Here is a 20119-nt window from a genome sequence, read left to right on the forward strand (position 1 = left end):
CTATTGGTTACAGACCAATAGCTTATGGCAAAATGTATGCTGTTTTCACGGTTGTGAAGAACTCTGCAGCATAGCGACCCTGTTCACGGCTACCGTAACTTGAGCCTTTTGAACCGCCAAATGGGACATGGTAATCCACACCTGCAGTAGGCAGGTTCACCATGGCCATGCCAGCTTTGGCATTGCGCTTGAAGTCTGATGCATATTTTAATGACGTCGTGCAAATGCCTGATGACAAACCGAACTCTGTATCGTTTGCAACAGCAAGAGCTTCGTCATAACCGCTCACCCGAATGACACTGGCGACAGGCCCAAATATCTCTTCGCGGTTGATCCGCATAGAATTGTTTGATTCCGTAAAGAGAGCGGGGGAGAGATAAAAGCCTTTGGTTGAACGTTCGAGTTGTTCACCACCAAACGCAAGTTTGGCGCCTTCTTCCTGACCAATGCGGATGTAATCCATATCCTGAGCAAGCTGGTTTTCATCGACTACAGGGCCGATATGAACCCCGTCCGTAAGCGCATTGTCAATATTGAGGCCTTCAAGGCGTTTAATAACCGCGGCAACGAATTGGTCGTGCACGCCCTCTGCGACAATCAACCGTGAAGAAGCGGTACAACGTTGTCCGGTTGAGAAAAATGCGCCTTGAACGGCGGTTTCTACGGCGATATCCAAGTTGGCATCATCCAAGACGATGAGAGGGTTTTTCCCGCCCATCTCAAGCTGGAATTTCGCCATCCGCCCTGCACAGGTTGCGGCGACGTGTTGACCAGTTGCAACGGAGCCTGTGAAAGTAACACCCTTGACTTTGTGGTTTGTCAGGATTTCTTCGCCAACGACTGATCCGCGTCCCATAACCAGATTGAAGACACCCTCTGGAAGGCCCGAACGAGAGATGATATCGGCGAGAGCCCAGCCGCAACCAGGAACCAGGTCTGCTGGTTTGAAAACAATTGCGTTGCCGTAACAGATGGCAGGAGCAATTTTCCAAGCAGGGATGGCGATTGGGAAATTCCAAGGTGTGATAATACCGATGACACCCAATGCTTCTCGGACGACTTCAATTTCAACACCTGGACGAACAGAAGCAAGTTTGTCGCCGCTTAAACGTAGCGCCTCGCCGGCAAAGAACTTGAATATTTGACCTGCACGAGCAGTCTCGCCGATACCTTCTGCGAGCGTTTTACCTTCTTCACGCGCGAGGAGTTCACCTAGTTCCGCTTTACGAGCGAGGAGTTCCGTACCGATACAATCAAGAACATCAAATCGCTGTTGGGGAGTGGATTGTGCCCAGCCCCCAGATGCTTTGTCTGCGACATTAATGGCTTCACGTGTCTGTTGCGCATTGGCTTGTGTATATACGCCAACAATTTCAGCCGTATCAGATGGGTTGATGTTATCGCGGGCTGTGACACCTTCGACAAACTGCCCGTTAATATAATTCTGTTTCAAAGCTTTTCTCCCTTGGGGTGGGGATGATTAGAACGATGGTGATCTAATCATAGTTTTTGTCAATTTTTGTTATCAATCGTGGATGTCTGAACCTTAAACGGAAAAGAGGTTACCGTGTGCCGAAGCACACGGTAACCCGATCATCCTACAGCAGGGATGGGTAGGTATAGTTATGCTGTAGGGCGTGTATCGATTGTGTCCTGAATGATCTTGGCAACACGTTCACGTTCTTCACCAACGAGTTTTAAGCGAGGGGCGCGGACATTTTCAGAGCCGACACCTGTCATGGCCTGTGCCAGTTTGATGTACTGAACAAGCTTGCTGTGTGTATCGAGGTGAAGGACCGGAGTGAACCAGCGATAAAGAGGTAACGCTTCGGCAAACTTACCTTCGGTCAAGAGTTTCCAAAGACGAACGGATTCTTGAGGGAATGCATCTGTTAGGCCCGATACCCAACCAACTACTCCAAGAGCGGCTGATTCCATGACAAGATCATCAACGCCACAGAATACGAGGAAACGATCCCCACAGGTGTTGAAAACATCAGTGACCCGACGAGGATCGTCTGAAGATTCTTTAACGGCGACGATTGTTTCACAATCCGCCATTTCCATGAACATTTCCGGAGAAATATCTACGCCGTATACCACTGGATTGTTGTAACACATGATCGGCAGGTTTGAGGCCTTGGCGACTGTTTTGAAGTGATTGACAGTTTCACGGGCGTCTGAGTTATAAACCATTGCGGGTAGAACCATCAGACCGTCAATACCGATTTCTTCACAGAGCTTGGCGTATGAACAGGCGTTTGCAGTTGTGAATTCTGACACGCCAGAGATTACCGGAATACGACCATTAGAGATTTCTTGTGCAAGTTTAAGCACTTCAATCTTCTCGTCTCTTGATAGCGAGTTATTTTCCCCAACGGTACCAAGCATGATCAAGCCATTTACGCCGGCTGAGATCAAATTTTCGATTTGCTCTGCCGTGGTTTTGAGATCGAGACTGTCGTCGTCGTGAAACTGGGTAGTAACTGCTGGGTATACGCCATTCCAGGTAACATTCATTGTCTTTTCCTTATGCAAACACGACGTCCGTATGGCGCCGTTTTCAGTATTTGCAGTCATTATATTCACATATTGGATATTGTATACAATATTCTTAATCCAATTGTGAGTTTTTCACGGCTTAGGGATTAAGGGGCTGAAATATAGGTTATTTTAGAAGGAATCCCTTTCCAATTTCATCCCCTTCTTCGTATGTGAAGGTCGATTCTCCCAGGTAATGAGCTTTTCCACTCACCTTTACCCGGATGGCTTTATGAGGACCACAGGCGAGATTTTGAACGGCCTGAGCGGTAAACAAACTTCCGGTCACACTCTCAAACGTTCTAGTCTGATCTTGTTTGATTATCTCTTTGTGGTGCTGAACAGCGATGCGGGCAGTTACACCTGAGCCTGTAGGGCTCCTGTCAACTTGCCGTTCAGCAAAGACGCAGATATTTGCAGTGGGATCAGAAGAATAGTCATCCCTGCCATCAGTAAGAATAGTGCCATAGAGAAAAGCGAGATCATCAGAATCTGGGTGAGAGAGCTTTAAAGATGTTCTTACTGCTTTGGATAAGGTGTCTGCTGCATCAACGAGATCGCGTGTTGGGGAGTTCCTGACATCAAGGTTCAGTTGATCTGCGGAAGCCAATGCGTAGAAAGCACCACCATAGCCGATGTCAAATTGAACCTGACCATAACCTTTGACATCAACGATTTGATCAATGGCAAAAGCAAAAGCCGGAACGGATATAAAAGAAACGTTTCCGCTTTTTCCTTCTGTGACCTCGACGCTGGCGACAACGAGGCCGCAGGGGCATTCGATCTTGACTGTCGTAACAGGTTCACAGATTTCAACCAGTTTTTGATCAACGGCAAAACGGCCGAGAGCAATAATGGCGTGACCACACATGGTGCTGTAGCCCTCGTTGTGCAGGAACAAAACCGCGAGATCTGCTTCTGGATCACTTGGAGGGACAAGAAGGGCGCCGTACATATCAAAATGTCCGCGGGGTTCAAACATCAAAAGATGCCTGATGTGATCAAGGTTATCGCGTACATAACGGCGTTTTTCCAGGATGCTTTCACCGGGAATTTTTGGATAACCCTCTGTGATAATGCGTAAGGGTTCACCGCCAGTGTGCATTTCAACGGTTTTTATGGGCGCTGTTATCTTCATCTTGAATTCCAAAATTGGCTACAACATATTATATACAATGTGATTTGGCAGATAAAAAAGCGAACAAGTCGCTTTTTTATGATGTCTTTATAAGAGGCAATACTTAGCTTCCGGCTTGTGCATCCAAAAACTCAATTAGGTTATCGCAACCTGCCTGAATGTGACTGTCGAGAAGTTTTGTTGCTGCTTCGACGTTACCTTCTTTGCAGTGTTTTAGTAGGCCCCAATGATCATCACGGGCATTTTTGCGTGCGCCCGCGCTATGGAGTTGAATCCGAAGATAGCGATCAATGTTGTTGTGGAGGTTTTGAACAATCGCCAAGGTTTTAGGGCGATCCGCTGCAATATAGAGAATATGGTGAAACTCAGCATTGAGTTCTCCCCATAAGGACACCTCACCATTTTCTAGCGCAGCATCATAACGGTCCAGAATGTTTTCTGCGTCCTGAATAAGCTCTTTTTGCATCTTTGGAATAGCACGGGCAAAAAGGTCACCTTCAAGCAAGCGTCTTATATCAAACAATTCCCGAATCTCTTCGCGAGAAAGCGAAGATACTACTGCGCCTTTATGTGCATAAAAAGTGACTAGGCCTTCTGCCTCAAGCTGCCGTAAGGCTTCGCGGACGGGGATTCTGCTGACATTGAATCTGGAAGCGATGGCATCTTGGCGAAGTTGCGCACCTTCTTTTTGCTGTCCGGAAAGAATCTCTTCTCTAAGTGCTTCAGCTACGGCTTCTGTGATGGTTTGTCGTTTGAAACCACCTGTTTTATTACTGATTTCGGCCATTCGGTTTTGGGCTTCCGTTTTTATGTTTGTCTTATTATGATGCCGTCATTGCCAGTGAGGCCTGTGGCATAATAGGATATTTTATCCACCTTTGGCTAGCAGGTTTGATGTATTAATCTCATCATCTATATATTATAGAGTTATTTTCCGGGATCGTTCCCGTTACATCTTTGGGTTATTCCAGTGAAAAGAGTTGGGTAAGGGAATTCATGACCACGATTTCATTAATTGTTGCGCACGGGAAAAATCACGCTATTGGCAAAGATAACGTCATGCCCTGGCATATTCCCGGGGACCTGAAATTCTTTAAAGCCCAGACTCTTGGCAAGCCCGTGATTATGGGCCGAAAAACGTTTCAGTCTATTGGGCGCCCACTTCCCGGTCGGTTAAATATAGTGATTACCCGGGATGAGAATTTTGCCGCTGATGGTATAAGTATTTGTAACAGCCTGGAAACGGCATTGGATCTTGCACGTGATGAAGTGAGCCGCAAAGATGGTGGTGAATTGATGGTCATTGGCGGTGCGCAAATTTATGAGCAGTCGATAGAGTTTGCCAACCGTCTCTATATAACCGAAGTCGATTTAGAACCTGAAGCGGATGCTTTTTTTCCGAAAACTAATTCGGATGAATGGAGCGAAAGTTTTAGGGAAACGCATGAGGCCGTTGGAGACACACCGGGTTACGCTTTTGTAATTTTGAACAAAAAAGCCTGAATTCAATTTTAAATTTACTACAGGACTTTGATAGTTATTGGATCATTCGCTCGTAGGGTGGAGTTTGGTGGGTATTCAATGAAATTTCGGTTGTTCCTTTTATCTCGCGTTTGAGCTTCTCTTTGAGAGTTGAGCTAAAAGTTTCGAATTCGAACACTTCGATTAAAAAGGCGTTTTCGCCTCCGATTACATTCTTGGAATAGTATGCCCCCAGCCAGGCAGACGGCGCCCCTAATCCATTGGGGTTTGGGCGCGAGGACAGAATCGGCAAGCCATTAATGGTGATCCCAAGGGCGATTGCATCGTTTCTTGACTGGGTTACATGTCTGCCATCACTATTTGGGCCATCACCAGAAATATCTATCACAGCCCTTTTGCTGAGAAAGTCATTGTGGAAGATTTCATTGATAGAATAATCGATCGCTCTGCTGATTGATGTTGAAGGTGCTGTGCCTATTGAAAGCGTGGATAATCGATCCGCAAAAGCATTTGCACTTTGTGTGCCCTCTAGCAGCGTCCAATCGATCACTGTTCGTTGATAATGCTCTCCTGCCCATTCTATGTACGTCACAGCAATTCGCCCAAAGGGGCCGGAACTTATTGCCCTGATCACGGCGGGATCCCGTAAGGCATCAATATAACCTTGTCTTTGCAGGCTGGCCTCATAGTCATCGACACTATGGGAGACATCCACGGCAAGTACGAGTTCGAGATCGACAAGAGTTGGTTCTGCGGTTGATTGCAAAGGGAATAGTATAAAGCTGGGTATAAACGAAAGTATCAGTGCTTTGTAAAATAGTGTCAGGTGTAAGAGGCTACCGAAATTCATGCGTAGAATCCTAACGTGGCAATTGATCTCTTATTTCTACACTGTATTCCTGAATTTTTAATAACCATATGACAACAGCACCGGTACGAGTTTGGGAACTCGTACCGGGGCTGTTGTCTGCCATAAAGTAATATTAATAGGTTTATACTTCTTTTGGGGCCTGGATTACTCCATTGAAATGGAAGGCGCTTGTCTTGTTGAAGTTGTCAGGCTCGACCAAACACCATCGGCGATATCAGCATAACGTTTTGCGTGTTCACCCTCAGGTGAGGAGACGACAATAGGTTCACCTTCATCGGAGGTCATTCTAATGTCTATGTGTAGAGGCATTTCGCCAAGGAATGGGCAGTCCAATTTTTTGGCTTCGTTCCGCGCCCCGTGTTCGCCAAATATGTGGGCTTCATGACCGCATTCTGGGCAGATATAGACACTCATATTTTCGATAATGCCAAGTACCGGTACGTCAACTTTGCGGAACATGTTAAGTCCCTTACGCGCATCCAATAGGGCGATGTCCTGTGGGGTGGAAACGATAACTGCGCCATCTAGGGGAACCTGTTGAGCCATGGTCAGTTGGGCATCACCTGTTCCAGGTGGCATGTCGACGATCAGAAGGTCGAGTTCTCCCCAAACGACATCACGTAGCATCTGTGTTAAAGCACTTTGCACCATGGGGCCACGCCAGATCATCGGCGTGTCCTCGGCAACCAGGAAGCCGACCGACATACATTTGATGCCATGGCGTTCCATGGGTAAAAGCGTTTTCCCGTCCGGGGAAGAGGGGCGGCCGGTAATGCCCATCATTCTTGGTTGAGAAGGTCCATAGATATCAGCGTCCATCAACCCGATTTTTAATCCCTTTTTAGCGAGAGAGAGGGCAAGGTTGATGGCTGTTGTCGATTTTCCGACCCCGCCTTTCCCGCTGGCGATAGCAATAATGTGTTTGATGCCATCGAGCTCGATTTTACCGCCCGGTCCTGGCTGGGGCGCTGCCTGAGGTTTGGCAGCAGGTGGCGCTTTCGTTTCTCCAGGTTGGTTTTCTGCTGTGAGAATGGCACTCACAGATAAAACACCTGGTAAAGCGTGTACGGTTTTTTCGGCAGATTTGCGGACGGCTTCAAACGCTTCTGCTTTTTGGGGATCGATTTCAAGAGAAAACCCAACATTTCCATCTTTGATGATGAGGCCGGAAATCATGCCTAGGCTGACGATGTCTTTTTTACTCTCTGGTTCGATTACGGTAGCTAAAGCATCGAGAATTTGTTGTTCTGTTACTCGACTCATCCTTGAAATCCCCATGTTTTATACAATATGTGCAGGTATTCTTTGTTGTATTCCTGCCTGGTTAGTATGTGGTTATGCCTATTTTATATGGTAGGGTCTACGGCAAAGATAAGGATTTTATGACGCACCCGAGCCCATAATATGCAAAATTTGCGAAACGGGGCTTGTAAAATGGGTGTTTTTAGTGACAGATTCATACAAATTTGTTTGTACTATTAATCGTTTAACACAGGGAAAATAGATGCCTTGGGATAATAAAGGTTCTGGCGGCGGTGGCCCATGGGGCGGCGGCAATGGTGGCGGTGGTGGACAACGTCCACCAGACATCGAAGAAATGATTCGCAAAAGTCAGGATCGTGTAAAAGAAATGATCCCTGGCGGTAGCGGATTCAGCGGTAAGGGTTTTGTCTTTATCCTTGGTGTTGTTTTACTTCTTTGGCTCGCGTCTGGTTTTTATCGGGTACAGCCAAACCAACAGGGTGTTGTTCTGCAATTTGGTAAGTGGGTAACAACGACTGAACCTGGTTTGAATTGGCACTATCCATATCCTATTCAAACAGTTCTGACCCCAGAAGTGACAACTATTCATCAGATCAATATTGGCTTCCGCGGAACCAATGCAGGTGGACGTGTTCAAAAACGGTCTGTAACCGAAGAAAGCCTGATGCTGACAGGTGATCAGAATATCATTGATATTAATCTGACACTGCAGTGGAAGATTGCTGAACCTGGACAGTACCTGTTTAACATTAGAGATCAAGAAGCAACGGTTAAAATTGCTGCTGAATCAGCCCTTCGTGAAATCATTGGCCGAACAGATATTCAGCCAGCATTGACCGAAGCGCGTGACGATATCCAAAGTCAGACACGTATTCTTCTTCAGTCAATACTTGATGGTTATGAAGCGGGTATCCTTATTACCGAGGTGCAGCTCCAGAACGTTCAACCGCCTGCGGCAGTGATTGATGCCTTTGATGATGTTCAAAGATCATTGCAGGATAAAGACAGGGCACGTAACGAAGCTGAGAAATATCGTAACGATATTATTCCGCGTGCTCGTGGTGAAGCTCAGCGACAAATTCAGGAAGCCGAAGCTTACAAAGAGCGTCTTGTGAATGAAGCGACTGGTGAAGCGGATCGTTTCTTGTCGGTCTACCGGGAATATAAACAAAATCCAGAAGTGACGAAGCGCCGGATGTATCTTGAAACGATGCAAAAGGTTCTCAAGAGTACTGATAAGGTTATTCTTGGGTCAGAGCAGGGCGGCGTCGTGCCTTATCTGCCGCTTGATCAACTTCGTAAAAATAGCCAATAAGAGGGGGATATAGTCTTATGAATAATAAATTTACTCTCATCATTGGCGTGCTTGTCGTTGCTGGGGCTTTCCTTGCGAGCAGTATGCTCTTTACCGTTGATCAAACTCAACAGGCGATGGTGCTTCAGTTTGGTAACCCCCAAACGACCATTAAAGAGCCTGGCTTGAAGTTTAAGCTTCCTTGGCAGGATGTTCAGAAGTACGAAAAACGTGTGCTTAACCTTGATCCTCCGGTAGAGCGTATCATTCTCTCCGATCAAAAGCCTCTACTGGTCGACAGTTTTGCGCGCTACACAATTGATGATCCGCTTCAGTTCTTCAAAACAGTGCGTTCAGAAGACGGTGCACGTGCCCGCTTGGGTACAATCGTGAATTCCGGCCTTCGTGTTGAGCTTGGTAAAGCGACTTTGAGTACTGTTCTCTCTCCTGAACGTGATGTCTTCATGGCACGGGTTTTGAAGCATGTAAATGAGCAGGCAAAGCGTTTTGGGATTGATGTCCTGGATATCCGAATTCGTCGTGCAGATCTTCCAAACGAAACCAGCCAAGCTGTGTTTGCGCGTATGAAGACTGAACGTGAAAGAGAAGCTGCTGAATTCCGTGCGCAGGGTTTTGAGCTCGCACAGCGTATTCAGTCAACTGCGGATAGGGAAGTGACTGTCCTAACAGCTGAAGCCAAGAAAGAATCAGAAATTCTTCGTGGTCAAGGCGATGCGGCTCTAACCAAGATTCTAAATGAAGCTTATGGTCAGGATCCGGATTTCTTCAAGTTCTACCGCTCCATGCAAGCCTATGAAGAAGCTTTGGCGAATAAGGGAACTTACATGGTGATTTCTCCTGATAGTGAATTCTTTGAGTTCTTTTCAGGGACTACAGCCACTGAAGCCAAACCTGCTAACTAAGTAGGTCGGTTTTATTGATAAGACGGTGATACCTGTACTGGTGTCACCGTCTTTTTTTGTGCTATTTTCTAATTATAAAATAATTAGTGTGGTTGGACGATGGTCGAATTATTTACTGCTTTAGCAATGGTGCTCGTAATCGAGGGCATTATACTTTCACTTTTTCCTCATCGTTTGAAGCAGTTACTTGAAATGATGACAGAGATGCCGCACGCGACATTGCGTGGGGGAGGGCTCGTCTGTGCAAGTTTAGGCGTGTTCCTTATTTGGGTGTTGAGGGTCGCTTGATACTCTCGTGCTAGTTAATAAGGGTGAAATGTCACGCATAGGTCACAATTACGCCCATTTCATCACCCATCTTCATATGCAGGCTCACTTGAACAGAGTAGACTAGAGCATAAGTTATAGATGACCGCTTTCGAGCGAAAAGATTACCGGAGAAGACGCGAATGAATATTAGAGCGGATCAAAGACATAACCGTACCAAAGCTTTGGCTCAGACTTTGTCATCTAGACAAGTAGCTCAACAATGGCTGGTTGGTATAGCAGTTGTCATTGGCATTATGTCTATGGCGCTTACGGCAAAGGCCCGCTCGGCACCTGATAGCTTTGCAGATTTGGCCGAAGAATTACTCCCAACTGTGGTGAATGTTATCACCTCACAAACAATTGAACCAACGACTGAAACTGAAGGACAGCCACAAGTTCCTCAAGGGGAGAATTTTGAAGAGTTCTTCCGAGATTTCTTTGAACGCCGTGGTGGTGGTCGTCAACCCGAACAACCGCGCCGGGGGGGAGCTCAGGGTTCTGGGTTCATTATTGATTCGGCTGGCCTGATCGTGACAAATCATCACGTTATTGAAGGTGCAGATGAAGTAGCTGTTCGCCTGCAGGATGGAACAATCCTTGAAGCCAAAATTATGGGTACAGATGAGAAAACAGATCTAGCATTGCTCAAAGTCGAGACTGATATAAAGCTTCCTGAGACCAGTTGGGGGAGTTCTGATGAATCTCGCATTGGGGATTGGGTTCTTGCAATTGGTAACCCCTTTGGTCTGGGGGGGTCTGTTTCAGCAGGTATTATCTCCGCGCACTCTCGCGATATTGGGTCCGGTCCCTACGACAGCTTTATTCAAACCGATGCTGCGATCAACCGTGGTAACTCTGGTGGTCCCTTGTTTAACATGGATGGCGAGGTCATTGGTGTAAACTCTGCAATTTACTCTCCTTCAGGTGGTTCCGTTGGTATTGGTTTCTCAATTCCATCCGTTATGGCCCGGCACATTATTGAACAACTTGAGAAAAACGGTGAAGTTAAACGTGGTTGGTTGGGTGTTCAAATCCAAACTGTAACCGAAGAATTGGCCGAAGGTTTGCGTCTAGCTGAACCTAGTGGTGCCCTGGTTTCATCTGTTTCCAAAGGTGGCCCTGCGGAAAAAGCAGGCGTCAAAGTTGGCGATGTCATCCTAGAGTTTAATGGTCGTAAAGTTCCAGAGATGCGCAAGCTACCAAGAATGGTTGCTGAAACATCCATTGGCCGTGAAGTCGATGTCGTGGTTTGGCGTAAGGGTAAGAAAAAAACAGTCTCTGTAGATTTGGGGCAGCTACCTGATGACGTTGTTGCATCTGTTGCGCCTGAAAAACCTAAGAAAGATGAGCGTAAACCAAGCAAGGTTGCTGACCTTGGTTTGTATCTTGGGAAACTAGATAGCGAGACCCGCCAACGGTTTTCTGTTAATGACAGTGTAAATGGTGTTGTTATTACAGATGTTGTGCCAAATAGCAGTGCGGCACAAAAAAGCCTTCGTCCTGGTGATGTTATTGTCGAAGTTGACCAGGAAGAGGTGACTGATCCGGGGCAAGTTGCTTCCCTTGTAGGGAAGGCAAAAGAAGCTGGCTTCCGGGTTGTAACTTTGCTGGTCTTTAAACAGGGTGAATACTCCTGGGTGGCGATTAAATTAGATTCCTAAGTTAGCTGCTATGAGAAATGAAAAAGGGGCGCTCATTTGAGGGCCCCTTTTTCGTTCGATATTGATGAGACTTATATAAAGTCTTTGCGTCGATATCCTTGATAAAATAACAAAGCCAAATGATCCGTGTGTTCAACTTGAAATGCGGCAGTTTCCTTGACGATTGGTTTCGCGTGGTATCCGACGCCCATACCAACAGCTGAAAGCATGGCGAGATCGTTCGCACCATCACCTACAGCACAGACATCGGAAAGGGTAATGCCTAATTGTTTTATCAGTTCTTCTGTCGCTTCGAGTTTAGCTTCGCGTCCCAAAATTGGTTCTCCAACGGATCCGGATAGTTTGTTGGATTGAATTTCCAAGTCGTTGGCACGATCCTCGTTAAAGCCGCAGATATCTTTGATCTGGGAGGTGAAGTAAGTAAAACCACCTGAGACCAGTGCGGTATAGGCCCCATGCTCTCTCATGGTTTTTACAAGCGTATCTGCGCCAGGGTTGAGCACCATGAGGCTTGAGATCGCTTCAAGTTCTTTTTCTTCGATACCTTTGAGTAGGGCGACACGTTGGCGTAGTGATTCTTCGAAGTTGAGTTCTCCGCGCATGGATTTTTCTGTAATCCGAGCAATCTCATCACCAATCCCGTGACGTACAGCAAGTTCATCGACCATTTCTTGGCCAATGATGGTGGATTCCATGTCAGCCACAAGTAACTTTTTTCGGCGACCGGATGTTTCTTGAACGGCAAAATCGATATTCGTACCCGCAACTTCGTTTCGGATGAGATCCTTAGCTTCAGCTAAATCCAACTCAGAAAAGAAGATGTCACAGGCTTCGTTTTCAGAAAGCCAGTCTTCTGCTCCCAGAGTGGCGCCGTGGGTTTTTAGACAGGTGGAAATGGATTGTACCGTTGCGTAATCAAGATGGGAACTAGCTGTGGGGGCAACCAGGGTGGCGACGAAGCGCATGGGATGTTGTCCTCTAGTATACTGATTTGTTTTTGTGGCTCTTAAGGTTGGGGTATAGTAGGAACCTCAGAAGCATTGTTAAAGCAGAGATATCTCAAGTGATCAACGATAAGCCAAAAGTCATTGTTATTACTGGCCCTACTGCCAGCGGAAAATCTGCGCTTGGAGTAGATGCAGCCCTCGCCTTGGGAGGCGAGATCATCAATGCAGATTCCATGCAGATATATCGTGAGCTAGATGTTTTAACGGCGCGGCCGGATAAAGAGGATCTAGCCAAGGTTCCGCATCGACTTTACGGAACGATGGCTGGAGCTGAACGCTGCTCGGCTGAACAGTGGCGGATTCTTGCTTTAGAAGAAATCGAAAACGTACACCGGTTGGGTAAAATTCCGATTCTTGTCGGTGGCACGGGCCTCTATATACGCGCATTGGAAAAAGGAATTGCGAATATTCCTGATATTCCTGCTGAAATCCGTGCTCAGGCTCAGCAATTATTAGAAAAGGTGGGTGGGGATAGTTTTAAGAAAGAACTCGCAACTATTGATCCAGAGATGGCTGATCGGTTGCACGCAGGCGATCGTCAACGGTTGATCAGGGCTTGGGAAGTAATTACCCACACGGGGAAGTCATTACTTGTTTGGCAACGGCAAGCTCAGGGAATGGTACCGGATTTTGATTTTATCCGCTTTGCAATGATTCCTCCACGTGAAGAGCTATATGATAATTGTAATAAGCGCTTCAAGAACATGCTCGATTTGGGCGCATTAAAAGAGGTCGAAGATCTATTGGATTTAGGCCTTGATCCTTCTCTTCCTATCATGAAGGCGCTGGGTGTTCCCGAACTCGCAGAATATTTGGCTAAAAAGGTAACTCTTGATGATGCTATTTCGCGGGCGCAGCAAAATACACGTCGCTATGCAAAGAGGCAGATGACATGGATCAGAACACAATATAATGACGCAAAAATCGTAAATGAGAAATATTCGGAAAGATTAAGGGGTGATTTTTTTAATTTTATTCGCCAAATCGACTTGACCCTCTTACCCTAAGAGGCTAGTTTTCGCGCTCGCAACCTAAATGCTAGGCCGATTGTTATTGGCTTTTTACCCCTTTTCTTGTTACAGGCATCGGGGATAGGATTGCTCACCATTATACAAGCCAGTAGTTGAGAGGAATAAATACGATGGCGACCGAACAGTTTACCGGCGCGGAAATAGTGATCAAAGCCCTGAAAGATCAGGGTGTGGACACCGTGTTTGGCTATCCTGGCGGCGCAGTGCTACCGATTTATGATGCTATCTTCAAACAGAACGACATTAAACATATACTCGTTCGTCAAGAAGGTGGTGCGGTGCATGCGGCTGAGGGATATGCAAGATCTACCGGTAAGGTCGGCGTCGTACTCGTGACATCTGGGCCAGGCGCAACTAATGCAGTTACTGGATTAACTGATGCTTTGATGGATTCAATTCCCCTTATTTGTCTGACGGGTCAAGTTCCAACACATCTGATTGGTAACGATGCTTTTCAAGAAGCTGATACCACGGGTATTACGCGCCCTTGTACAAAACACAACTATCTAGTCCGTGATATAGAAAATTTATCCCGGACCATGCACGAAGCTTTCTACGTTGCGCAAAATGGTCGACCGGGGCCTGTTGTTATCGATCTTCCTAAAGATGTTCAGCAGGGGAAAAGCGATACTTATTTAGCGCCAGAAGAGGTGAAGCATCGTAGTTATCGCCCAAAAATTAATGGCGAACTCGAGCATATTAAGGAAGCTGTAGAATTAATTGCGAATGCCAAGCGCCCAGTTTTCTACGTTGGCGGGGGTGTTATTAATTCTGGTGAAGCTGCATCCAAACTTTTAACCGAGCTTGTGCATTTAACCGGCGCACCTTGCACAACAACCCTTATGGGTTTGGGTGCTTTCCCTGGAACGGACAAACAGTTCCTCGGTATGCTCGGCATGCACGGTACTTACGAAGCTAATCTGGCGATGTATAACTGTGATGTCATGATTAATGTTGGAGCTCGGTTTGATGATCGCATTACCGGAGTGATCGATCAGTTTTCACCCGATTCCACAAAAATTCACATCGATATTGATGCCAGCTCTATAAACAAGAATGTCATTGTTGACCTGCCAATTATTGGTGATGCTGAACGGGTCGTTGAAGAGATGCTTCGCCTTTGGAAAGAAGAAAAGCGCTCCCTTGATAGCAAAGCCCTGAAGTCCTGGTGGAGCCGGATTGAAGAGTGGCGCTCAAAAGATTGCCTAGGTTATACGCAAGATGGTCCAATCATCAAGCCACAGCACGCGATTAAGCGCCTTTACGAACTCACAAAGGACCGTAAACCTTATGTTACGACTGAGGTTGGTCAGCATCAGATGTGGGCTGCCCAGTACTTCCATTTTGATGAGCCCAAAAAATGGATGACTTCTGGTGGTCTGGGAACAATGGGTTATGGTTTACCTGCAGCCGTTGGGGCTCAGATTGCTCACCCTGATGACTTGGTCATCGATGTTTCTGGTGAAGCTTCTTTCATGATGAATATGCAGGAACTGGGAACAATTGCTCAGTACAACTTGCCTGTGAAAATTTTCATCGTGAATAATCAATGGATGGGTATGGTTCGCCAGTGGCAGCAACTCTTGCACGGTAATAGGAACTCTGAAAGTTATTCCGACGCCTTGCCAGACTTTGTGAAACTTGCAGAATCTTTTGGCCTTGTTGGTATGCGCTGTGAAAAGGCAGAGGATCTGGATCGCATGGTTCAGGAGATGATTGACTGCCCGCACCCAGTTCTTTTTGATTGTCAGGTGGCAAAGGAAGAGAACTGTTATCCGATGATCCCGTCTGGGGCGGCGCATTATGAAATGCTGCTTAGCCCAGAAGATAGCGCAGCGAAACCTATTTCCGAAGAAGGAATGGTTCTCGTTTGATCTTGTAGGAACCAAAAAATCGATACATAGTTTGCACAAACGTGGTCGATTAGAATTTGATTGAAACAAAGTCAGGAATTGCGTCCCATGGCGCCAATGGAAACCCACATCGAAAGCCGCACGATTGCGGTACTCGTAGATAATGAGCCCGGCGTACTTGCACGGGTTATCGGCCTCTTTTCTGGACGAGGATATAATATTGAAAGTTTGACAGTGACGGAGGTCGATGTTGCACACGGTCTCTCTCGTATAACTGTCGTCACTTCTGGTACGGCACAGATTTTGGAACAAATTAAAGCTCAATTGGGCCGTCTTGTTCCTGTTCACCGTGTTCGAGACTTGAGTAAAGAGGGTTCTTCTGTTGAAAGAGAACTTGCTCTTATTAAGGTTGCGGGCGCGGGTGATAAGCGTGTTGAAGCTCTACGGATTGCGGATATCTTCCGTGCCCGTGTTGTTGATTCCAGCCATGATCACTTTGTCTTCGAAATGACAGGCAAGAGTGACAAACTGGATGTTTTTGTTGATTTAATGCAACCCCTCGGATTGATTGATGTCAGTCGTACTGGTGTTGTAGCCATCTCCCGCGGCCCAAAGGCGCTCTAGGCGATAGCAATCTACGTGTTTTCTATTTGATATGGCTGGAAACAGCCGCCCTAAGGAAGGAATAAGCTATGCGTGTCTATTATGACCGTGATGCAGATGTAAATCTGATTAAAGGTAAGAAGGTTGTAATCGTAGGTTACGGTAGCCAGGGCCACGCCCATGCTAACAACCTGAAGGACAGTGGTGTTAGCGACGTTCGCGTTGCTCTTCGTCCAACTTCTAGCTCCGTTGCTAAAGCTGAAGCGGCTGGTTTCCAGGTGATGGCACCTGCTGAAGCTGCTGCTTGGGCCGACGTTGTTATGATCCTGACCCCTGATGAAAATCAGGCTGCTCTTTATAGCGCAGATCTCGTTGACAATCTTAAAGAAGGTGCAGCAATCGTTTTTGCTCACGGTCTGAACGTTCACTTCAAGCTGATCGAGCCTCGTGCAGATCTTGATGTGTTCATGATTGCGCCAAAAGGTCCTGGTCACACAGTACGTAGCGAATACCTCAAAGGCGGTGGTGTTCCTTGTCTGATCGCTGTTCACCAGAATGCTTCTGGTAACGCACAGGAAATCGCTCTTTCTTATGCTTCTGCTATTGGTGGCGGTCGTTCTGGTGTTATCGAAACTACTTTCCGTGAAGAGTGTGAAACTGACCTCTTTGGTGAGCAGGTTGTTCTTTGTGGTGGTCTTTGCGATCTCATCAAAGCTGGCTTCGAAACTTTGACCGAAGCTGGTTATGCTCCTGAAATGGCCTACTTCGAGTGCTTGCACGAAGTGAAGTTGATCGTTGATCTTATGTACGAAGGTGGCATGGCGAACATGCGTTACTCAATCTCCAACACAGCTGAGTTTGGTGATTATGTAACTGGTCCACGCATCATTACATCTGAAACAAAAGCTGAAATGAAGCGCGTTCTAGCCGACATTCAGTCTGGTCGTTTCGTACAGAAATTTGTACTCGATTACCAAGCTGGTCAACCTGAGTTGAAAGCCACACGCGGTCTTAATGCTGAGCACCCAATCGAAGAAGTCGGATCTCGTCTTCGTGCGATGATGCCTTGGATTGGCGCGAACAAGCTTGTTGATAAAGAAAAGAACTAGGTTCTTTTCAACTTTCTAAGCATTTTTTTAATGCTTTTAGGTTTGAACAAAGCCCGCCTTCTTGGCGGGCTTTGTTGCGTTTGGTGGAAATCGTTTTTGCTGGGCCGATAAATTTTGAAGATGTACTCTTCTCACCCATGAAAAGAGAATAATTTTTACTTTATGATATTTTGTTAACCTTCCTTAAATCAATTTTTCTGCACCATGTTTTGCACTGGGGGATGCGGTAAATCGGGGCAAATATCAAATAAATCGCAAAAGAGAAGCCAAACGGCTATTTTCGAGCTTTCACAAAGTGTGAAAAGTGATATTGTACCCGACCATCGGGACTGTCTGTTCCGGGGGGATATTTTTGTGACTTTCTCCAGACATAACAGGGCTCTGCCTTGCAAGAATGATTTTGTGGGGGTATCCCTTGCATAATGTGTATATGACGTTTGAAAATTAGGGATAGCTAATTCATGGTCTCTTTGTTTGGCATGTTTTCTACCGATATGGCCATTGATCTCGGTACAGCCAACACTTTGGTATATGTGAAGGGGAGAGGCATTGTCCTCAATGAGCCTTCAGTGGTTGCAATTGGAGAAAAAAAGGGCAAGAGACAAGTTCTTGCCGTTGGTGACGAAGCAAAATTGATGCTTGGTCGTACTCCGGGTAACATCCAGGCAATTCGACCATTACGTGATGGGGTGATCGCTGACTTTGATGTCGCGGAAGAAATGATCAAACACTTCATTCACAAGGTACACGGACGTCGTTCTTTTGCCCGTCCACGCATTGTTGTCTGTGTTCCTTTTGGATCGACCGCTGTTGAGCGACGTGCCATTCAGGAATCTGCTGAATCAGCAGGCGCTCGCGAAGTTCACCTCGTAGAAGAGCCTATGGCAGCCGCGATCGGCGCCGGCCTTCCTGTCACAGAGCCTACCGGATCAATGGTTGTTGATATTGGTGGTGGTACGACAGAAGTTGCCGTTCTGTCTCTCGGGGGCATTGTTTATTCTCGCTCTGTCCGTATTGGTGGCGATAAAATGGATGAAGCCATCATTGCTTATATCCGTCGCAATCATAATCTATTGGTCGGGGAAGCATCCGCTGAACGGATCAAGAAAGAGATCGGTTCGGCTTGCCCACCAGAAGATGGTGAAGGCATGACGATGGAAATCAAAGGCCGTGACCTAATGAACGGCATTCCTAAAGAACTGATTATTTCTGAGCGTCAGATTGCTGAATCTCTTGCTGAACCTGTGGGCGGTATTGTTGAAGCCGTAAAGGTTGCTCTTGAGCATACGGCTCCTGAATTGGCTGCGGATATCGTTGATAAAGGTATTGTCCTTACTGGTGGCGGCGGCTTGTTGCGTAATCTTGATTATGTGCTTAGAGCCTCTACAGGCTTGCCGGTTTCCATTGCCGATGACCCCTTGAGTTGTGTTGCAATGGGCACAGGACGTTGTCTGGAAGACTGGAAAACACTCCAGCATGTTCTGATCCAGATGTATTAATTGCGAGAATTTTGGAGTTTTTTCTCCAAGATTCTAGGGTTGAAAGATTTTGTTTAACCTTTTGAGTCATAGTATATATAGTAGATTCAAAGGTTTGAGCATGAATATCTCTAAGTTGCCGATTATTGGAGTTGGTCGTGAATAAGAGGATCGGAGCTATCAGTCATATGACCACGCCTGTGCAGGCGTGGCTTCAAGGCTCTGCTTATGCGGTCTTACTTGTTGTCGCAGTCACTTTAATAATCTTAGCAAAAACAGATAATGTCGTTGTTGAACGTGTCCGTACGGCTGTTGTGGATAGTGTTGCTCCTTTGATGGAAGTTGCGAACCGACCAGTCGTCGTTATCAGTGATACGATTGAAACAGCACAAAATTATGTTGCTCTGAAGTCTGAAAATGAAGAGCTTAGACGACAAAACGAAGCCCTGCGTGGTTGGCAAATTACGGCTGCTAAACTCCAGGGAGAAAATGCATCTCTTCGTGGCATGTTAAGCCTGTCTCCGGAGGTTAATCCAAGTATTACGACGGCGAGAGTTATCGCAGACCAGGGTGGAGCATTTGTTCGCTCCGTTATTGTTAATGCCGGTAGTCTTGATGGCATTACGAAAGGTCAATCTGCTTCGACGGGATTTGGCTTGGCTGGGCGTGTTACTGAAGTGGGGAGACATTCTTCGAGAGTCGTATTCTTGACCGATATTAGCAGTCGGATCCCCGTTTTTGTTGGAAGTGATCGTTCTCGTGCCATTATGGTCGGAGATAACTCTCCATCACCGTCTCTCTTGTATTTAGATCAGGATACCACCGTAAAGCTCGGAGATACGGTTTATACATCTGGACAGGGTGGTGGGTTTGCTCCGGGACTTCCTGTTGGAATCGTGCATTCACTGAGTGAAACATCTATTAAAATTCGTCCCTATACTGACTGGGGTGACATAGAGTTTTTAAGATTAGAAGATTATGCTGTGAAACAGAAATTGGATGTATTATACTCGGATAGTGAGGCCGAGGGCTTGCAGTGAATCCAACTTTTTGGCAACGCATTGACGGGCTCGCGAGATCGGCCTGTCCTTTTACGATTACCCTTCTTTTAACAATATTTTTCTTAATCCCCCTACAAATCCCAAATTTGTCAGAGGTCGTTCCCTCTGTGCTTCTCATCTCGGTATTTTATTGGACGTTATATCGGCCGGATCTGATGCCAATTTGGGCCGTGTTTACCCTTGCATTTATACATGATTTGCTTACAGGGATTATACTTGGGGTGGGGCCTTTTATACTGCTTCTATTTTGTCTGGCGTTAAACGGCCAGCGTAAATTTTTGGCGAGAACATCTTTCCCTGTTTTGTGGCTAAGCTTTTTTACCCTCTCAAGCCTAGCTTTTGCCTTAAACTGGGTACTGATATACCTGTTAGAGCCTGGGGTTCCAGACTTTAGGCCGGTATTTTTTCAAAATTTAACCACAATAGCTGTCTACCCTGCATTTTCATGGATGTTTGCCTTGATACAGCGGTCACTTCTGAAGAGTTAGGAAATCT

Annotated in this window: 19 protein-coding genes; 12 read left to right on the plus strand and 7 right to left on the minus strand. The window is 46.4% G+C overall.

The genetic code is table 11. The features are described 5' to 3' along the window. Window positions 1-22: 22 nt before the first annotated feature. The 4 genes from ACOGW3_RS00810 to ACOGW3_RS00825 all read right to left on the minus strand — a co-directional run bounded on the left by ACOGW3_RS00810 (window position 23) and on the right by ACOGW3_RS00825 (window position 4466). Window positions 23-1453 (minus strand): aldehyde dehydrogenase family protein, encoded by a 1431-nt coding sequence (locus ACOGW3_RS00810; protein WP_419901210.1) that lies wholly within the window; start codon window positions 1451-1453, stop codon window positions 23-25. A gap of 170 nt (window positions 1454-1623) precedes the next feature. Next, entirely contained in the window at window positions 1624-2520 is an 897-nt protein-coding gene (locus ACOGW3_RS00815; RefSeq protein WP_419901211.1) for a dihydrodipicolinate synthase family protein, read from the minus strand. Window positions 2521-2668: 148 nt separating this feature from the next. Beyond that, complete coding sequence (locus ACOGW3_RS00820) at window positions 2669-3679, minus strand: proline racemase family protein (RefSeq protein ID WP_419901212.1); 1011 nt, start codon at window positions 3677-3679, stop codon at window positions 2669-2671. Window positions 3680-3782: 103 nt separating this feature from the next. Further along, the gene (locus ACOGW3_RS00825; protein WP_419901213.1) at window positions 3783-4466 is read right to left on the minus strand and encodes a GntR family transcriptional regulator; all 684 of its coding nucleotides are present in this window, start codon (window positions 4464-4466) and stop codon (window positions 3783-3785) included. Between the two features lie 209 nt (window positions 4467-4675). On the opposite strand from ACOGW3_RS00825, the gene ACOGW3_RS00830 reads away from it, so the two are divergent. Continuing rightward, the gene (locus tag ACOGW3_RS00830) at window positions 4676-5182 is read left to right on the plus strand and encodes a dihydrofolate reductase (RefSeq protein WP_419901214.1); all 507 of its coding nucleotides are present in this window, start codon (window positions 4676-4678) and stop codon (window positions 5180-5182) included. Between the two features lie 34 nt (window positions 5183-5216). Here ACOGW3_RS00830 and ACOGW3_RS00835 read toward each other — a convergent pair whose 3' ends face one another. Together ACOGW3_RS00835 and apbC are read right to left on the minus strand one after the other, a co-directional pair. Further along, on the minus strand, window positions 5217-6011 hold the full coding sequence (locus tag ACOGW3_RS00835) for a DUF1194 domain-containing protein (protein ID WP_419901215.1): 795 nt from the start codon (window positions 6009-6011) through the stop codon (window positions 5217-5219). Between the two features lie 165 nt (window positions 6012-6176). After that, the gene (gene apbC / locus ACOGW3_RS00840; RefSeq protein WP_419901216.1) at window positions 6177-7295 is read right to left on the minus strand and encodes an iron-sulfur cluster carrier protein ApbC; all 1119 of its coding nucleotides are present in this window, start codon (window positions 7293-7295) and stop codon (window positions 6177-6179) included. 241 nt (window positions 7296-7536) lie between these two features. On the opposite strand from apbC, the gene hflK reads away from it, so the two are divergent. From hflK to ACOGW3_RS00860, 4 genes are all read left to right on the plus strand, one after another. After that, the gene (hflK, locus tag ACOGW3_RS00845; protein ID WP_419901217.1) at window positions 7537-8610 is read left to right on the plus strand and encodes an FtsH protease activity modulator HflK; all 1074 of its coding nucleotides are present in this window, start codon (window positions 7537-7539) and stop codon (window positions 8608-8610) included. Window positions 8611-8627: 17 nt separating this feature from the next. Further along, entirely contained in the window at window positions 8628-9512 is an 885-nt protein-coding gene (gene hflC, locus ACOGW3_RS00850; protein ID WP_419901218.1) for a protease modulator HflC, read from the plus strand. A gap of 99 nt (window positions 9513-9611) precedes the next feature. Next, a complete protein-coding gene (locus ACOGW3_RS00855) occupies window positions 9612-9800 on the plus strand; it encodes a DUF2065 domain-containing protein (RefSeq protein ID WP_419901219.1) in 189 nt (62 codons plus the stop codon). Window positions 9801-9961: 161 nt separating this feature from the next. Next, the gene (locus ACOGW3_RS00860) at window positions 9962-11482 is read left to right on the plus strand and encodes a Do family serine endopeptidase (RefSeq protein WP_419901220.1); all 1521 of its coding nucleotides are present in this window, start codon (window positions 9962-9964) and stop codon (window positions 11480-11482) included. 71 nt (window positions 11483-11553) lie between these two features. Here ACOGW3_RS00860 and serB read toward each other — a convergent pair whose 3' ends face one another. Further along, window positions 11554-12447 carry a phosphoserine phosphatase SerB gene (serB, locus tag ACOGW3_RS00865; protein ID WP_419901221.1) on the minus strand — a complete coding sequence of 298 codons (894 nt, stop codon included), beginning with the start codon at window positions 12445-12447 and terminating at the stop codon, window positions 11554-11556. A gap of 98 nt (window positions 12448-12545) precedes the next feature. On the opposite strand from serB, the gene miaA reads away from it, so the two are divergent. The 7 genes from miaA to mreD all read left to right on the plus strand — a co-directional run bounded on the left by miaA (window position 12546) and on the right by mreD (window position 20112). Continuing rightward, a complete protein-coding gene (gene miaA, locus ACOGW3_RS00870) occupies window positions 12546-13496 on the plus strand; it encodes a tRNA (adenosine(37)-N6)-dimethylallyltransferase MiaA (protein WP_419901222.1) in 951 nt (316 codons plus the stop codon). A 134-nt stretch (window positions 13497-13630) separates the two neighbouring features. Continuing rightward, window positions 13631-15394, plus strand: coding sequence for an acetolactate synthase 3 large subunit (locus ACOGW3_RS00875; protein WP_419901223.1), 1764 nt, complete (start codon window positions 13631-13633; stop codon window positions 15392-15394). Window positions 15395-15490: 96 nt separating this feature from the next. After that, the gene (gene ilvN / locus ACOGW3_RS00880; protein ID WP_419901443.1) at window positions 15491-15997 is read left to right on the plus strand and encodes an acetolactate synthase small subunit; all 507 of its coding nucleotides are present in this window, start codon (window positions 15491-15493) and stop codon (window positions 15995-15997) included. A 68-nt stretch (window positions 15998-16065) separates the two neighbouring features. Continuing rightward, the gene (gene ilvC / locus ACOGW3_RS00885) at window positions 16066-17085 is read left to right on the plus strand and encodes a ketol-acid reductoisomerase (protein ID WP_419901224.1); all 1020 of its coding nucleotides are present in this window, start codon (window positions 16066-16068) and stop codon (window positions 17083-17085) included. A 461-nt stretch (window positions 17086-17546) separates the two neighbouring features. Then, entirely contained in the window at window positions 17547-18584 is a 1038-nt protein-coding gene (locus ACOGW3_RS00890) for a rod shape-determining protein (protein WP_419901225.1), read from the plus strand. Window positions 18585-18721: 137 nt separating this feature from the next. Beyond that, complete coding sequence (gene mreC / locus ACOGW3_RS00895; RefSeq protein ID WP_419901226.1) at window positions 18722-19603, plus strand: rod shape-determining protein MreC; 882 nt, start codon at window positions 18722-18724, stop codon at window positions 19601-19603. After that, entirely contained in the window at window positions 19600-20112 is a 513-nt protein-coding gene (gene mreD, locus ACOGW3_RS00900; RefSeq protein ID WP_419901227.1) for a rod shape-determining protein MreD, read from the plus strand. Before mreC ends, mreD begins: the two co-directional genes overlap by 4 nt. Window positions 20113-20119 lie beyond the last annotated feature (7 nt).

Source organism: Kiloniella sp. (assembly GCF_965205715.1).
Lineage (GTDB): Bacteria > Pseudomonadota > Alphaproteobacteria > Kiloniellales > Kiloniellaceae > Kiloniella.

What these genes read in the sequence shown, in the direction of transcription:
- ACOGW3_RS00815 (WP_419901211.1), bottom strand. Translation starts at nt 2,520, where the DNA reads ATGAATGTTACCTGGAATGGCGTATACCCAGCAGTTACTACCCAGTTT.
- ACOGW3_RS00820 (WP_419901212.1), bottom strand. Translation starts at nt 3,679, where the DNA reads ATGAAGATAACAGCGCCCATAAAAACCGTTGAAATGCACACTGGCGGT.
- ACOGW3_RS00825 (WP_419901213.1), bottom strand. Translation starts at nt 4,466, where the DNA reads ATGGCCGAAATCAGTAATAAAACAGGTGGTTTCAAACGACAAACCATC.
- ACOGW3_RS00830 (WP_419901214.1), top strand. Translation starts at nt 4,676, where the DNA reads ATGACCACGATTTCATTAATTGTTGCGCACGGGAAAAATCACGCTATT.
- ACOGW3_RS00835 (WP_419901215.1), bottom strand. Translation starts at nt 6,011, where the DNA reads ATGAATTTCGGTAGCCTCTTACACCTGACACTATTTTACAAAGCACTG.
- apbC (WP_419901216.1), bottom strand. Translation starts at nt 7,295, where the DNA reads ATGAGTCGAGTAACAGAACAACAAATTCTCGATGCTTTAGCTACCGTA.
- hflK (WP_419901217.1), top strand. Translation starts at nt 7,537, where the DNA reads ATGCCTTGGGATAATAAAGGTTCTGGCGGCGGTGGCCCATGGGGCGGC.
- hflC (WP_419901218.1), top strand. Translation starts at nt 8,628, where the DNA reads ATGAATAATAAATTTACTCTCATCATTGGCGTGCTTGTCGTTGCTGGG.
- ACOGW3_RS00855 (WP_419901219.1), top strand. Translation starts at nt 9,612, where the DNA reads ATGGTCGAATTATTTACTGCTTTAGCAATGGTGCTCGTAATCGAGGGC.
- ACOGW3_RS00860 (WP_419901220.1), top strand. Translation starts at nt 9,962, where the DNA reads ATGAATATTAGAGCGGATCAAAGACATAACCGTACCAAAGCTTTGGCT.
- serB (WP_419901221.1), bottom strand. Translation starts at nt 12,447, where the DNA reads ATGCGCTTCGTCGCCACCCTGGTTGCCCCCACAGCTAGTTCCCATCTT.
- ACOGW3_RS00875 (WP_419901223.1), top strand. Translation starts at nt 13,631, where the DNA reads ATGGCGACCGAACAGTTTACCGGCGCGGAAATAGTGATCAAAGCCCTG.
- ilvN (WP_419901443.1), top strand. Translation starts at nt 15,491, where the DNA reads ATGGAAACCCACATCGAAAGCCGCACGATTGCGGTACTCGTAGATAAT.
- ilvC (WP_419901224.1), top strand. Translation starts at nt 16,066, where the DNA reads ATGCGTGTCTATTATGACCGTGATGCAGATGTAAATCTGATTAAAGGT.
- ACOGW3_RS00890 (WP_419901225.1), top strand. Translation starts at nt 17,547, where the DNA reads ATGGTCTCTTTGTTTGGCATGTTTTCTACCGATATGGCCATTGATCTC.